13 protein-coding genes are annotated in these 13,440 nt (G+C 70.2%); 8 read left to right on the plus strand and 5 right to left on the minus strand.

Annotated features, from left to right (window positions below):
- Positions 1-29: 29 nt before the first annotated feature.
- From malQ to ACSNN8_RS08170, 3 genes are read left to right on the plus strand one after another with little or no spacing between them, the layout of a single operon-like run.
- Positions 30-1,973: a 4-alpha-glucanotransferase gene (malQ, locus tag ACSNN8_RS08160; RefSeq protein WP_436648025.1), complete on the plus strand. Its 1,944-nt coding sequence runs from the start codon at positions 30-32 to the stop codon at positions 1,971-1,973.
- On the plus strand, positions 1,970-2,155 hold the full coding sequence (locus tag ACSNN8_RS08165) for an antitoxin (protein ID WP_436648026.1): 186 nt from the start codon (positions 1,970-1,972) through the stop codon (positions 2,153-2,155). Before malQ ends, ACSNN8_RS08165 begins: the two co-directional genes overlap by 4 nt.
- 60 nt (positions 2,156-2,215) lie before the next feature.
- The gene (locus ACSNN8_RS08170; protein WP_436648027.1) at positions 2,216-2,395 is read left to right on the plus strand and encodes an antitoxin; all 180 of its coding nucleotides are present in this window, start codon (positions 2,216-2,218) and stop codon (positions 2,393-2,395) included.
- Between the two features lie 24 nt (positions 2,396-2,419).
- Here the strand turns inward: ACSNN8_RS08170 and ACSNN8_RS08175 are convergent, their stop codons facing one another.
- From ACSNN8_RS08175 to ACSNN8_RS08185, 3 genes are all read right to left on the minus strand, one after another.
- Positions 2,420-2,803: a hypothetical protein gene (locus tag ACSNN8_RS08175; protein WP_436648028.1), complete on the minus strand. Its 384-nt coding sequence runs from the start codon at positions 2,801-2,803 to the stop codon at positions 2,420-2,422.
- Positions 2,804-2,882: 79 nt separating this feature from the next.
- Positions 2,883-4,100 carry a DUF1501 domain-containing protein gene (locus tag ACSNN8_RS08180; protein WP_436648029.1) on the minus strand — a complete coding sequence of 406 codons (1,218 nt, stop codon included), beginning with the start codon at positions 4,098-4,100 and terminating at the stop codon, positions 2,883-2,885.
- 2 nt (positions 4,101-4,102) lie between these two features.
- Positions 4,103-5,539: a DUF1800 domain-containing protein gene (locus ACSNN8_RS08185; protein WP_436648030.1), complete on the minus strand. Its 1,437-nt coding sequence runs from the start codon at positions 5,537-5,539 to the stop codon at positions 4,103-4,105.
- An 82-nt stretch (positions 5,540-5,621) separates the two neighbouring features.
- Between ACSNN8_RS08185 and ACSNN8_RS08190 the strand changes: the two genes are divergently transcribed.
- The gene (locus tag ACSNN8_RS08190) at positions 5,622-6,473 is read left to right on the plus strand and encodes a spermidine synthase (RefSeq protein ID WP_436648031.1); all 852 of its coding nucleotides are present in this window, start codon (positions 5,622-5,624) and stop codon (positions 6,471-6,473) included.
- 158 nt (positions 6,474-6,631) lie between these two features.
- The gene (locus ACSNN8_RS08195; RefSeq protein WP_436648032.1) at positions 6,632-7,900 is read left to right on the plus strand and encodes a translation initiation factor 2; all 1,269 of its coding nucleotides are present in this window, start codon (positions 6,632-6,634) and stop codon (positions 7,898-7,900) included.
- 76 nt (positions 7,901-7,976) lie between these two features.
- Here the strand turns inward: ACSNN8_RS08195 and ACSNN8_RS08200 are convergent, their stop codons facing one another.
- Both ACSNN8_RS08200 and ACSNN8_RS08205 read right to left on the minus strand, forming a co-directional pair.
- Positions 7,977-9,227, minus strand: coding sequence for a TerC family protein (locus ACSNN8_RS08200; RefSeq protein WP_436648033.1), 1,251 nt, complete (start codon positions 9,225-9,227; stop codon positions 7,977-7,979).
- 10 nt (positions 9,228-9,237) lie between these two features.
- Positions 9,238-10,014: a pentapeptide repeat-containing protein gene (locus ACSNN8_RS08205; RefSeq protein WP_436648034.1), complete on the minus strand. Its 777-nt coding sequence runs from the start codon at positions 10,012-10,014 to the stop codon at positions 9,238-9,240.
- A gap of 268 nt (positions 10,015-10,282) precedes the next feature.
- Here ACSNN8_RS08205 and ACSNN8_RS08210 point away from each other — a divergent pair, with 268 nt between their 5' ends.
- From ACSNN8_RS08210 to ACSNN8_RS08220, 3 genes are all read left to right on the plus strand, one after another.
- Positions 10,283-10,630: a hypothetical protein gene (locus tag ACSNN8_RS08210; protein ID WP_436648035.1), complete on the plus strand. Its 348-nt coding sequence runs from the start codon at positions 10,283-10,285 to the stop codon at positions 10,628-10,630.
- A 93-nt stretch (positions 10,631-10,723) separates the two neighbouring features.
- Positions 10,724-12,292, plus strand: a complete 1,569-nt coding sequence (locus ACSNN8_RS08215) for a DUF5305 family protein (protein WP_436648036.1) — start codon at positions 10,724-10,726, stop codon at positions 12,290-12,292.
- A 64-nt stretch (positions 12,293-12,356) separates the two neighbouring features.
- A complete protein-coding gene (locus ACSNN8_RS08220; protein ID WP_436648037.1) occupies positions 12,357-13,427 on the plus strand; it encodes a lamin tail domain-containing protein in 1,071 nt (356 codons plus the stop codon).
- Positions 13,428-13,440 lie beyond the last annotated feature (13 nt).

Consider the following 13,440-nt stretch of genomic DNA (forward strand, 5'->3'; position numbering starts at 1 on the left):
GAGCAGGCGCAGCGACGAAAGGGGACCGGATGGACGCCGATCTGGCGGCACTGGCGACGGCACACGGAGTGGCCACCTGGTACGAGGACTGGCACCGCGAGCGCAAGGACGTCGAGGACCACTCGGTGGTGGGCGTCCTCAAGCTGCTCGGCGTGGACGCGAGCACTCCGGAGGCCATCCGGGAACAGCTCGCGGCCGTCCGCGAGCGGGAGAAGCTGGGCCGCATGCCGGGCACCGTGGTCGTGCGCGAGGGCGGCACCCGTGAGCTGCCCGGACCCGCCACGGTCACGCTGGAGGACGGCTCCACCCGCGAGGCCCCGGACGGCGTGCCCGGCGACCTGCCGCTGGGCTGGCACCGGCTGCACGTCGGGGATCAGGACGTCACGCTGGTCGTCGTCCCCGAGCAGCTGCCCGAGCCGCCGCAGACGTGGGGCTGGATGCTGCAGCTGTACGCGCTGCACTCGCAGCAGTCGTGGGGCATCGGCGACCTGGGCGACCTGCGCGAGTTCCTGACCGTCTCGCACGGCCCGGGGCTGGTGCTGCTGAACCCGCTGCACGCGATCACGCCGACGCTGCCGGTGGCGACCTCGCCGTACTCGCCCTCCAGCCGCCGCTTCGCGAACCCGCTCTATCTGCGGGTCGCCGACACCCCGGAGTACCGCCGGGCCGACCCTCCGCTGCGCGAGGCCGTGGACGCGCTCAAGCCCGCTCCGGCCGCCGACGGCCTGATCGACTACAGCGCGGTGTGGCAGGCCAAGCGGGCCGCGCTCGAGCTGCTGTGGCCGCTGGCCGGCGAGGTCGACCTCGAGTCCGACCCGGGGCTCACCGACTTCGCCCGGTTCTGCGCGCTGGCCGAGCTGCACGGGCCCAACTGGCAGGAGTGGCCCGAGGAGCTGCGCCGGCCCGACTCCCCCGCCGTGCGCAAGTTCCACAGCGACCGGGTGGCGTTCCACGCGTGGCTGCAGCGGCTGCTCAACGCCCAGCTCGAGGCCGCCAACGACGCGGCCCGGGCGGGCGGGATGCCGATCGGCGTCGTGCACGACCTGGCGGTGGGCATCGACCCGGCCGGCGCGGACGGCTGGCTGCTGCAGGACGTGCTGGCCGCGGGCGTGCACGTGGGCGCCCCGCCGGACGCGTTCAACCAGCTCGGCCAGGACTGGGGGCTGGCGGCCTGGCGGCCCGACCAGCTGATCGAGACCGGATACGCGGCCTACCGCGACATGCTGCGCCGAATCTTCCGGCACGCGGGCGGTCTGCGCGTCGACCACGTGGCCGGGCTGTGGCGGCTGTGGTGGGTGCCGCCGGGCATGGGACCGGACGAGGGCACGTACGTGCACTACGACCCCGAGGCGATGCTCGGCATCCTGGCGCTGGAGGCGCAGCGGGCCGGCGCGGTGGTGATCGGCGAGGACCTCGGCACGGTGCTGCCGGAGGTGACCGAGACGCTCGAGCGAATGAACATGCTGGGCTCGGCGGTGCTCTGGTTCACCCGCGACTGGGACGCCGAGGACCAGCACTTCGTGCCCGCCGAGGAGTACCCGCGCAACGCGCTCGCCTCGGTCTCGACGCACGACCTGCCGACCGCGGCGGGCTTCCTCACCGGCGAGCAGGTGCGGGTGCGTGACGAGCTCGGCCAGCTCGCCGGTCCGGTCGAGCAGGAGCGCGAGAACGCCGCCCGCGACAAGGCGGCCCTGCTCGAGGCGCTGCGCGCCGAGGGTCTGATCACGGCGAGCAGCTCCGACGACGAGATCATCGTGGCGATGCACGCGTTCCTCGCCCGTACGCCGTGCCGTCTGGTCACCGCTTCGCTCTACGACGTGCTGGGTGAGCTCGCGCAGCCGAACCTGCCGGGCACCATGAACGAGTACCCCAACTGGCGCATGCCGTTGAGCGCCGGTCTGGAACAGATTGCCGAGGATCCGCGCGTCCGCTCGGTCGCCGCGGTCCTCGCCGAACGGAAGGCACCCGCATGAGCTTCCTGAACAAGGCCAAGGACTTCCTCGACAAGCACGACAAGCAGGTCGACCAGGCCCTCGAGAAGATCGGCGACGAGGTCGACAAGCGCACCGGCCACAAGCACACCTCGCACATCGACCGGGCCGTCGACGAGGCGCAGAAGCGCACCGGCGACGGCGACACCCGGCAGCGGCCCTGACGTTTTCCCCGGCTCCGACCGGGAAGACAACAGGTGTCCCCTAACAGAGGAGCATTCGAGATGGGCTTCATGGACAAGGCGAAGGACTTCGCCGACAAGCACGACGAGCAGGTCGACCAGGGCATCGAGAAGGCCGGCGACCAGGTCGACCAGCGCACCGGTGACAAGTACTCGTCGCAGGTCGACAAGGCTCAGGACGCGGCCCAGCAGCGCACCGGGGACGGCGACACCCAGCAGTGACGCCCGGTCCGCCGCCCCGCCGCCTCAGATCGAGAGCGGCGGGGGCGGCGGGTCGTCGTCGACCGCGAACAGCATCGGGTGCAGCGGCATGTAGGCGTCGCGCTGCCGGCACAGCAGCGGCGGGAGCAGAGACGACTTGTGCTCCGGGTGCTCCACGCAGTGCCGGGTGGCCCGGTTGATGGCGTCCGAGTGGTGCCGTCCCCCGCCGTACTCGCCGCAGTGGGCGCAGTCCCAGCGCCAGAACGCCGGACCGTCGTCGGACAGGAACCGGCGGATCTTCAGGGGCGGGCCCGACTCCTCCTGAGCGGCCGCGATGATCGCGGGCATCTCGCCGGCCGACGGCGGGCCCTCGACCCGCCGCTGCTGCTGTTCGCCGATGATCTGCGCCAGCATGTTGCTCATGGACATGGCTGCACCTCCTCTTTCGCGCAGACCTCAGTCTTGAGCCTCTTTCGGGCCGGATGCGACGTTTTTCCGTAAATCGCCCCTAGGCGGTGACCACGCCCAGGGTGGCCGGTTTCACGCCCGGGAAGACGGCCGCCGTGCTGCTCAGCCCGCACCGCACCCGCAGGATCTCGGCGATGACCGAGCGGTAGTCCGTGGTGACCGCGAGGTCGCCGCCGACGAGCTTCGCCGGCGCGAGACCGGGCCAGCGGCCGTGCACCTTCCCGCCCCTGACGTGCCCGCCGAGCAGGAACATCGCGTTGCCGTAGCCGTGGTCGAGCCCGCCGGAGCCGTTCTCGGCCACCCGCCGGCCGAACTCGCTGATCGTCACCAGCGTGACCCGGCCCAGGCCGTCCGGCCCGAGGTCGGTGGCGAACGCGGCCAGCGCCCTTGCCAGGTCGCCCAGGTGGTCGGGCATCTTGCGGCCGAGGTTCTCGTGCATGTCCCAGTCGCCGCTGTCGACCGTGGCGGTCATCAGCCCCACGTCGGCCTTGATCAGCCGCGCCACGTCGCGCAGCGCCTTGCCCAGCTCGGAGTCGGGATAGGCCGCGCCGTTCGCCGGCACGTAGCCCGCGGCCTGCACGGACTTGGCGGTGTCCAGCGCGCCGAGCAGCTGCGTCGCGGTGCCGGCCAGGTGCGCGGGCGCGTCCGCGTAGAGCGCCGCCATCGTGGCCGCGATGGGCTTGATGTCGGACTCGCCGTTGAGCGTGAACGCGTCGAGCGCGCTGACGCCGAGGTTGGGCGCGGGCCCGTCGAGCACCCGCGCCGGACGGGCCTGACCCACCGACACCGCGCTGAACGGGTCGGTGGCGCCGAGGCCGCCCACCATCCGGTCGAGCCAGCCCGTACGCGTCGAGGTGCCGGGCGCGGCCCGTTCGAGCTCCTCCATGGCGGCGAAGTGCGAGCGGTTCGGCGCCGGCTGGCCCACCGCGTGCACCGCGCCGAGCTTGCCGGACTTCCAGAACGGCAGCAGCGGCGCGAGCGACGGGTGCAGCCCGAAGAACCGGTCGCCGCCGATCAGCCTCGCCCTGGGCACGCCGATGCCGGGGCGGGCCTGGTAGTACGCGGCGTCGCCGGCGGGCACCACGGCGGACAGCCCGTCGAAGCCGCCGCGCAGCGAGAGCAGCACGAGCACGTCACCGCGGTACGCGTGGTCGGCCGCGGCAGCGAAGGCGAGCCTGGTGGAGAGCATGGCGCCGGTCAGCCCGGCCAGCGCGCCGCCGAGCAGCGTACGGCGCTTGCAGCAGGTCGTGTCGAGCATCGTCACCTCAGGGCGAAGGACGGCGAGTTGAGCAGCATCGCCATCAGGTAGGGAAACTTCCAGCCGACGGCCGGGTCGGTGGGCTTGAGCGGCGAGGCCGCGGTCCTGCCGAAGAAGCGGGCCAGCGCCTCGACCGAGTCCCGCGGCAGCGTGCAGCCGAGCAGCCTGGTCGCGACCGTGTCGATCAGCGCGCCGTGGGTGGCGGGCAGCGTGCCCACGAACTCCTTCACCGGCGCCGCGGGCATGGTGAGCGTGGCCGGCCACCACCCGGCGGCCAGGCTCAGGTGCAGGTTCCAGCGCACCAGCAGACCCGACGACGAGGCCCACGACCGCGCCACGTCGGGGTAGCCGTTCGGCGGCGCCCACGCCAGCGGCGCCTGCCCGGCGTTGCGGCACATCGAGTACAGGCTCTCGATCGCCTTGGTGCCGCTCGGCTCGGGGCCGTAGCCCAGCACCCGGACGGTCGCCACCACGTCCTCGAACGGCGTGCGCGTCTTGGCGCCGATCGACGCCGCGAACTCCGGCGAGGTGAACAGCGCCCGCAGCACGGGCACGATCGCCGAGCGGTGGTCGAGGTAGACCTTCACCAGCCGGGTGATCAGCGCCGGCGGCGGCTCGTCGGCGACGAACCGGACGCACAGCTTGGTCACGATCCGGCGCGCGGTCGCGGTGTGCAGGGCCAGATAGTCCAGCAGGGCCAGCGACGCCTTCTCGCCGCCCGCCGCGGTCGCGTTCGCGTGCCGGAAGCCGAGCACCTTGACCGCGCCGACCGCGTGCTGCCGGGAGTCGTACACGTAGGTCCCGGTGTCCTTGCCGACGGTGAGGCCGGTCAGCAGCCGCGCCGCGTTCTTGACGTCCGCCTCGGTGTAGGCGAGCCCGACGGTGTGCAGCTCGAGCAGCTCCCGCCCGTAGTTCTCGTTGGGCGCGGCCCGCGTCGAGAAGCGGTTGTCGAGATAGGTGAGCATCGCCGGGTGCCGCGCCGAGGCCTTGAGCAGGTCGGCGAAGCGGCCCAGCGCGTGCCTGCGGATCAGCTGGTCGTAGTCGGCGCGGCTCTGCCAGACGTCGCCGACCGGGCAGGTGACGTTGAGGTGGTTCGACCAGAAGTCGACCATCACCTCGAACAGCTGCCGCTCGCTCCAGATGGCGCGGGCCACGGCCGCATGGCCGACCTGCCACATCGGCTTCCAGTCGTGCTCCTTCAGCTGCCCGGCCGCGATCTTCGCGCGTACGCCCGCGATCGAGAGCTTCGCGTACGGCAGCCGGGCCGTCAGCCGGTCGCCCACCGGGTCGTCGATCGAGGCGGGCGCCAGCTGGCGATCCAGCCAGGCGGACGCGCCCAGCCGCCGGATCTCGGCGACCGACGCCGGGGTGGGCCCGAAGGTGGCCCGGCGCAGCAGATGCAGCAGCGGGTCGGCGGGCAAAAGGTCAGACGTGGTCACGTTCTCCGAGGTCGGCCGTGACCCAGCACTCCGTCGCGATTGCGGCGCGATGCTCCCCGATCGCACCCGGGATACTTGCTGCGTGGCGCAGCGCAAGAGATCGGAACGGGTGGTCGAGACGGTCGCCTCGGGCGTGGCCGAGCTGCTGCCCGACCCCGACCGCGACACGGCGTTCACGCTGCTGCTCGACGGCGCCCCGCAGTCGCACGTCGACCTGGCGGACCCCACCCACCTGCAGTTCGAGTACGTACGGCGGATGGCCGCGGCGATCGACCTGCTCGCCCCGCCCGGGCAGCCCCTGCGCGCGCTGCACCTGGGCGGCGGCGCGCTGACCGTGCCCCGCTACCTCGCGGCCACCCGGCCCGGTTCGGCCCAGCGCGTCGTCGAGATCGACGGCCCGCTCGTCGACTTCGTGCGCCGCGCGCTCCCGCTTCCGGCCAAGGCTTCCATCCGCGTACGGGTGGGGGACGCGCGCGCCGCGGTCGAGGGGATGCGCGACGGCGGGTACGACCTGATCGTGCTCGACGTCTTCGCGGGCGCCCGCACGCCGGCGCACCTCACCTCCGTGGAGTTCGTACGCGAGGTGGCCCGGGTGCTCGACCCGGCCGGCCACCTGGTCGTCAACATCACCGACGGGCCGCCGTTGCGGCACGCGCGGGCGCAGGTCGCCACGATCCGCGCCGTGCTGCCCGAGGCCTGCCTGGTCGCCGACGCGGGGGTGCTGCGCGGCCGCCGGTACGGCAACCTGGTGGTGATCGCCGGACGGACCCCGCCGCCGGTCGACGGGCTCGTGCGGCGCGCCGCGGGCGACTGGTTCCCCGGGCGCGTCGAGACCGACCTCGACCGGTTCGCCGGCGGCGCGGCACCGGTGACGGACAGTGTCGCCGTCGCTTCACCGCCCCCACCCGCCCACCTGTTCGGTAACCGTGCGTAATTGCTACTGGGCCGAAGGTGCAAGTTTTTTCGGCCTGTCAGGTTGACGTCAGGAAATCCCGTGTGATTCGCGCTTGCCGACTTGTTTGCGCGATGGCACACAGTTGTAATCGGTAACGGTCGCGTTATCGGGGCGCGGCGACAGTGGGGGGACCACACATGCCCGAGTACTTCACGTCCGACGCGGCGGCGCCCGCGTCGCCCGCCGCCCTGCGCGACTCGATCTCGGCCACCGACGAGCGCATCCTGTGGAGCGGCCTGTGCGCCGTGGCGGAGTACGCGTTCGACGAGCCCGCCTCGCTCCCACGCTGGACCCTGCCCGAGGAGACCGAGGTCGTCGTCACCGACCAGCGGGTGCTCTATCGCGGCCCCGGCGCGCCCGACACCGGCGAGCTGCGCTGGCCGTGGCCGCAGCACCTGCGCGTGCAGCCCGGCAGCCGCGAGACCGGCCGGCAGGCCACCGTCACCCAGATCCAGCTCGTGTGCGCGGGCCCCGGCGGCACCTTCCCCGCGCTGGTGTTCGCGGGTGGCGACCTCACCACCGTGCGTGACGCCGACCGTCTCGCCAATACGCTGCGCCAGGCCATCGCCCGTTACCGGGTGGAGCACGCCGCGCAGCTCGGCATCCCCGCGCTGCAGGTCCGCATGCTGTCCCGCCTCGTGATCGGCCCCGAGTTCACCAATTTCCAGGGCGGCGAGGGCCAGACGGTGTCGTTGCTGGGTTCCGTGTCGGTCGAGACGTACGGCACCCCGACCTCGGCGGCTCCCGCTCCTTCCTCCGGCGCGCCCGCCTGGGACGCCCCCACCGCCGCTCCCGCCTGGGACGCCCCCACCGCCGCTCCCGCCTGGGATGCCCCCGCCGCGTCCTCCGCGCCGGCACCGACCTCCCCCGCCTGGGGCACGCCCGCCGCCGTCTCCCCCTCGGCGGCGCCCTCCTCGCCCGCGCCGGGTTGGGAAGCGCCCACCCCCGCGCCCGCGCAGGACGCCCGCCCCGGATACGCCACGGTCTCCTACCCGCCCGTCGTGGCGGGACCGCCCGCCACCCCGCAGCGTGAGGCCTGGTCCGCCCGGCCCGCCGACGAGACCGCCCTCAACGGGCACCCCGACCTCGACGCCCGCGCCGCCGAGCTGGCCGCGCGCGTGGCCAGCCTGGTCGCCGGCGGCGCCGCTCCGCTCGGCGGCCGGCCCGTCGTCGAGTCGGAGAACCAGGCCAATCTCTCCGCCTACCTCGACGTCCCGCCGGCCACGGCTCCCCAGCCGCGAGCGGGAACGGGCAACGGCGGCGAATCCGACATCAGCGACCGGGCCGAGTCGGTCCGGCGCACGGCAGCCCGCTTCGCCGGGAACGCGGCCCGTGGGCGCAGCAGCGCCGCGCGCTACGACGGCGAAGTGGGCAGCAGCGGACGGGGCAGCCACCGCCAGGGCTGAAGAAGACCGGGCCGTCTCGGGGCGGCCCGGTCTTCCCGCGAACTCCTAGCGGGCGCTTCCCCGCACGCGCCGCCCTCTACTGCTCCGCGCTCTTCAGCGGTGTGCCGCTCGCCAGGGGCGCGCCGGCCGGGACGAAGCACGACCCGTTCGCGACCCGCTCGTCGTGCAGCTTGTGCGCCCTCTGCAGCAGTTCCATGAGCTCGTCCTCGGCGCGGATCCGCGCCCGGTACTTCTCGGGCAGGCTCTTGAGGTGCGCCTCCTCGGTCAGGAGGCGGTGGAAGATCTCGTCGCAGTACGCCGGGTCGGTCTCGATGCTGAGGAACTCGTTGGCGTGCCGGCGGGCGGCGGTCACGTACGTCTGCGCCCGCCCCTTGGGGCTGAGCAGCGACGCGACCACGGTGATGAACAGGATGCCGACGATCAGCGAGAGCGACAGCGCCGTGGAGATCTCCGCGACGTGGATCGACTCGCCGTTGTTGATGAACGGCACGTTGTTCTCGTGCATCGCGTGCAGCACCAGCTTGACGCCGATCAGCGCCAGGATCGCCGCCAGCCCGTACGAGAGGTAGACCAGCCGGTCGAGCAGCCCGTCGATCAGGAAGTACAGCTGGCGCAACCCCAGCAGCGAGAACGCGGTCGCCGTGAAGACCAGGTAGACGTTCTGGGTGAGGCCGAAGATCGCCGGGATCGAGTCGAGCGCGAACAGAATGTCGGTGCCGCCGATCGCCACCATGACCAGCAGCATCGGCGTCAGCACCCGGCGACCGTCCTGGTACGTGACCAGCTTGTCGCCGTCGTACTCGTCGGACGTGCGCAGCACCCGGCGGGCCAGCCGGATGATGAAGTTCTCCGGCTGCTCCTCGTCGCTGTGCTGCTCGCGCAGCAGGTTGCCGGCGGTGACCAGCAGGATCAGGCCGAACAGGTAGAAGACCCAGGCGAACGAGTTGATCAGCGCGGAGCCCAGGAAGATGAAGCCGGTGCGGGCGATCAGCGACACGACGATGCCGACGAGCAGCACCTTCTGCTGGTCGGCGCGGGGCACCTTGAAGCTCGAGAGCAGCAGCAGGAAGACGAAGAGGTTGTCGACCGACAGCGCCTCCTCGGTCACGTAGCCCGCGAAGTACTCGGTGCCCATCTGGCCGCCGCCGAACACGGTCACCCCGAGCCCGAACAGGATGGCGATCGACACGTAGATCGACGTCCAGCGGGCCGCCTCGCCGATGGTGGGCACGTGCGCCTTGCGGACGTGGAAGAAGAAGTCGAAGAGCAACAGGCCCACGAGGCCGAGAACTGTCAGCACCCACACCAGACCCGACACATCCTGCATGCCGCTCATCCTAGGGCTGAGGTGTTTCGATCGCTGTCTCCGTGACGGCCGCCCGGCGCTGTGATTCGGTGAGGAAGAGCACGCCGGTCAGATCCGCGCCCCGAAGATCCGTCCCGCGCAGGTCCGCTCCCGTGAAGTCCGCCCGCCGCAGGTCGGCGTCGCGCAGATCCGCCCCGATCAGCAACGCCCCCCGAAAACTGGCCCCCCGCAGGTCCGCGCCCCGCATCCTCCGCCCGATCAGGTTCGCGCCGCGGTGGTCCATGCGGTTCCTGATGCCCGCACGCGCCAGTTCGCTGGCCCGCTGCAGTAGCGGGTTCACCCTGCTCCGGTGCGCGTCCAGGTCCAGCCTCATCAGCTCCTCAGCCGATCCCGCCGCGAGCTGGTCGGTCTTGGCGAGGGCGTCCCGCAATTTCGGGTGTACGGGCTTCGCCTCGCCCAGCTTGAGCGCCTCGGTCACGTACCACATCAGCTCATGCAGCTGCCGCATGACCGGCAGCGCCGCGAACATCGGCCCGGCCAGCTCGGGCCGCGCCTGCCAGTCCTGCCCTCCGAACGTCTCTTGGGTGAGCCGCTGCCCCGCCCCGAAGCAGTCGAACACCACACACCCGTGAAAGCCCCGCTGATCGAGCCGCTCATGGATCGTGCAGAGGAAGTCGCCACCCAGGTTGCGACACGGCGTCCCGGCCGGCTTGTTGATCGCAAAGTCCGAAGACTTGGCAAAGGCCGGCGCAACGCAGCAGAGCGCCGCGCACCGGCTGCAGTCAGCGCGAAGTTCCCGTTCAGCCATCCCTGCCACTGTCCCAGATCACTCCGCGTGGGCCGGACGTGGCCGGCGCGGGCTCCTGCTAACTCCTGCGACCAACGTGTTGTCCGACCATCGCGATAGCAACCTGCCTGCACTTCACGGCAACCACCTGCGGGTCGATTCATCAGGTGTCAAGGGCTAACAACGGGGGGAACAATACATGCGGAACTTGTTTCAGATTCTGGGCGGCGTTGCGGTAGCTGGCGTTGTCGCAGCCGGAAGCACGGCACTGACAGGCACGGGCCTTGGAGTGACCGGCAACGCCGCCGCACCGCAAGTTGTTGGCGGTGCCATCACCCAAACTGTGTCTGGTGCCGTTCTCTCGGATATTCAGTACGGTTTTGCCGACACGGTCGCCAAGACCCAGGTCAACACTGTGACCCTTACCTTTACGGCAGGCAACGGCCGCAGCGTCGCACTGACTCCTGCTGGCGGCGCGTACTCCGGAGGCACTCCAGTAGCCGACGAGTTCCACTGCGCCGGTACCATCGCGGCGCTAACGATCACGTGTAACGTCGCGGCGAACAACAACAACGCTCACACCGCTAACACTGGCGTCTACACGGGCCTGACCTCGATGACCGTCACCGTCAGCTAAGCCCGCTTCTGGCCGTCTCTTACCTGCGAGGCTGTATCCAGCCGCACAGGTAAGGAGAAGGCCATTCGCAACAACGCAATACGCTCTGCCGCCATGGCCGTCATCCTTCTGGTGACGGCCATCGGCGGTTGGGCGATCCTCAGCCACCGCGTGTCCTACGTGGTGACCAGCGGTATCAGCATGAACCCGGTCTACTACCAGGGTGACCTTGTCATAGTCATCCATGACGATTCCTACGGTATAGGGCAGATCGTCGCTTATCATGGTTCAATCCCGGGACAGAAGATCCTTCATCGCATTGTCGGCGGAGACGCTCACACAGGCTTCGTCATGAAGGGCGACAACAACAGATCGATTGACCCATTGAGGCCAGCCGCCGCCGAGGTGATTGGGCGTCCCGTCCTACACGTTCCTAAGGGCGGCCTCTGGCTCAAACCAGTGCTTGGCCCGACCGGGTTGGGGATGATCGGGTTCTTAATCGTTGGCGGTGGGACGACAGCAACGTTGACTCGCCGCCAGATCCCAAGGGGTCGCCGGAAGAAGAGAGTGAAGGCCATGTCTCGCCAAGGCGGCTCGTGGGCTCAAGCAGCCGAGGTCATCAAGACCATCGAGCGCATGCCACCTCTTGCCCGCGCTCTGGTCGTAGCCGCCACCGTGATGACCGCTCTCACGCTCGGCCTTGGCGTAGCCGGCTGGATGAAGCCGATCACCGAGACCGTCTCGAAACCCCCGGGCCCAGCGCAGACGACGACTTTTTCCTACTCGGCCCAAGTCCCGAGCTCCCCGGCCTACGACGGCACCACCGTCACCTCACCCGAGCCAATCTTCCGGAAACTGGCCAACCACGTAGACTTCCGCACCCGCTACGAGGGCCCGAGCGGCACCTTCGAGCTCACCGCCGAGCTGACCAACGGCACCGGCTGGCACACGACCATGCCGCTGGTTCCCGCCACCCGCTTTACTGGTACCGCGTACCAAAGGACCCTCAACCTCAACCTGCAGGCTTTGAGCGACCGCGCCGACGCCGCAGCCCGGGCCATCGGCGTCACGCCCGGCAACCCGCTCATGATCGAGGTGCGGAGCAGGGTGGTCTCCGACGGGCTAGCCCCCTTCACCGCCAGCACGCGGCTGCAGATGAACAATGTGCAAATGGCTCCGGCCGACGGCAGCTCCCTTTCCGCATCATCTGCGACCACTCCTGCCACAGCCGTCCAAGCACGCGAAATCACCATCTTCGGATACAAAGTCATGAACGCCGCGGCCGCCCGTTCGTACGCGATTTTGGCGTTTCTGGCCGCTTCGGCACTCGTCGGCGCCGTCTATTTCTTGACCCGTCGAAATACACCACTGCGGACGCGCGAGGAGATCGAGCGACGCCATCCGCAGCTCCTGGTGCACGTCGAGCCGATGGCGAGCCCGCCCGGGAAGCCGGTCGTGAACGTCGACAACTTCCCGGCCCTGGTCAAGCTGGCCGAGCGGTACGGTCAGATGATTCTGACGTGGCGCCGCCCGGATGCCGACGATTTCGTTGTGCGTGACGAGGGAATCACCTACCGCTACCGTATCCCGCTCGACGAACCGGTCTTACAGAATGTGGACCACCTAAATCGCCCGAACGGCGCGGGAAGTCATCGACGCAAGACAACCTCATCGGTGTCCTGATGGTTATGGCCAATTGTCCTACCGGGCCATACAAGCACTGCGTCAAGTCACTACACTGCTGCAAATGATCTCCAGGCTTGTGACCAAGGCCGCCGTACTCGGGGTTGCGGCGTCGTTCGCCCTTGCCGTCCCCGCGTCCGCGGCCGCCAAACCCACCCTGGCCGGTCCCGAAGAGGTGAAGGGCTACGCCCAGTTCACCATGACGGGCACCGCCGACCCGGGCTCGACCGTGACCCTCTGGGAGACGGCGATCGGCATCAACGACATGAAGCCGGCCGACAACTGGGAAGGTGGCGGCGGTCCCGTCACCGCTGTCGCCGACTCCGCGGGCAAGTTCTCGATCAAGCGCTGGCTCGACTCGGGCTTCTGGTTCGAGGTGCACCAGGGCGACGTTGTCTCCAACCGCATCACCGTCTACAGCAAGGTCGCCGTGTCGTCCTGGGTGACCTCGCCCTCGACCGGCACCGCTGTCGTGCAGGGTGAGGCCATCCCGGCCCAGCCCGGCCTGCCGGTGCGCATCGAGAAGCAGAGCGCGAGCGGCACCTGGACCACCGTCGCGAACACGACGACGGCCGGCTCCGAGGCTGCCTTCAGCCACACGTTCACGGGCCTGGCCACCGGCGAGCACACCTACCGGGCGTACGTCGGCCCCGACGCCTCCAACGGCGTGCGGGCGGACTACTCCGAGGCGCACTCGACCTGGGTTCAGGGCTCCACCTCCACCCCGCCCACGACTCCCCCGACTTCGGGCCCGGCCGTCGGCGCGATCCAGTTCACCAAGATCCAGTACGACTCCCCCGGCACCGACTCGGGCAGCAACGGCAGCCTGAACACCGAGTGGGTCAAGCTCACCAACAAGACCAAGGCCGCGATCAACCTCAACGGCTGGACGGTCCGGGACGCGCAGAACATCATCTACAAGTTCCCGAGCCTGAGCCTGCCCGCCAGCGGTTCGGTCTTCATCCAGACCGGCAAGGGCACCAACACCGCGACCCACCGTTTCTGGGGCCGCGCCGGCAAGACCGGTTACGTCTGGAACAACACCGGCGACACCGCGTACCTGCGCACCGCCGCCAACAAGACGATCGACAGCTGCAAGTGGACCTCGCAGGGCGCGGGCAACACCAACTGCTGACAATTCTGAGCTG

Source organism: Actinoplanes sp. URMC 104, from assembly GCF_051386375.1.
Classification (GTDB): Bacteria; Actinomycetota; Actinomycetes; order Mycobacteriales; family Micromonosporaceae; genus Actinoplanes.

What these genes read in the sequence shown, in the direction of transcription:
- malQ (WP_436648025.1), top strand. Translation starts at nt 30, where the DNA reads ATGGACGCCGATCTGGCGGCACTGGCGACGGCACACGGAGTGGCCACC.
- ACSNN8_RS08165 (WP_436648026.1), top strand. Translation starts at nt 1,970, where the DNA reads ATGAGCTTCCTGAACAAGGCCAAGGACTTCCTCGACAAGCACGACAAG.
- ACSNN8_RS08170 (WP_436648027.1), top strand. Translation starts at nt 2,216, where the DNA reads ATGGGCTTCATGGACAAGGCGAAGGACTTCGCCGACAAGCACGACGAG.
- ACSNN8_RS08175 (WP_436648028.1), bottom strand. Translation starts at nt 2,803, where the DNA reads ATGTCCATGAGCAACATGCTGGCGCAGATCATCGGCGAACAGCAGCAG.
- ACSNN8_RS08180 (WP_436648029.1), bottom strand. Translation starts at nt 4,100, where the DNA reads ATGCTCGACACGACCTGCTGCAAGCGCCGTACGCTGCTCGGCGGCGCG.
- ACSNN8_RS08195 (WP_436648032.1), top strand. Translation starts at nt 6,632, where the DNA reads ATGCCCGAGTACTTCACGTCCGACGCGGCGGCGCCCGCGTCGCCCGCC.
- ACSNN8_RS08200 (WP_436648033.1), bottom strand. Translation starts at nt 9,227, where the DNA reads ATGCAGGATGTGTCGGGTCTGGTGTGGGTGCTGACAGTTCTCGGCCTC.
- ACSNN8_RS08205 (WP_436648034.1), bottom strand. Translation starts at nt 10,014, where the DNA reads ATGGCTGAACGGGAACTTCGCGCTGACTGCAGCCGGTGCGCGGCGCTC.
- ACSNN8_RS08215 (WP_436648036.1), top strand. Translation starts at nt 10,724, where the DNA reads ATGGCCGTCATCCTTCTGGTGACGGCCATCGGCGGTTGGGCGATCCTC.
- ACSNN8_RS08220 (WP_436648037.1), top strand. Translation starts at nt 12,357, where the DNA reads ATGATCTCCAGGCTTGTGACCAAGGCCGCCGTACTCGGGGTTGCGGCG.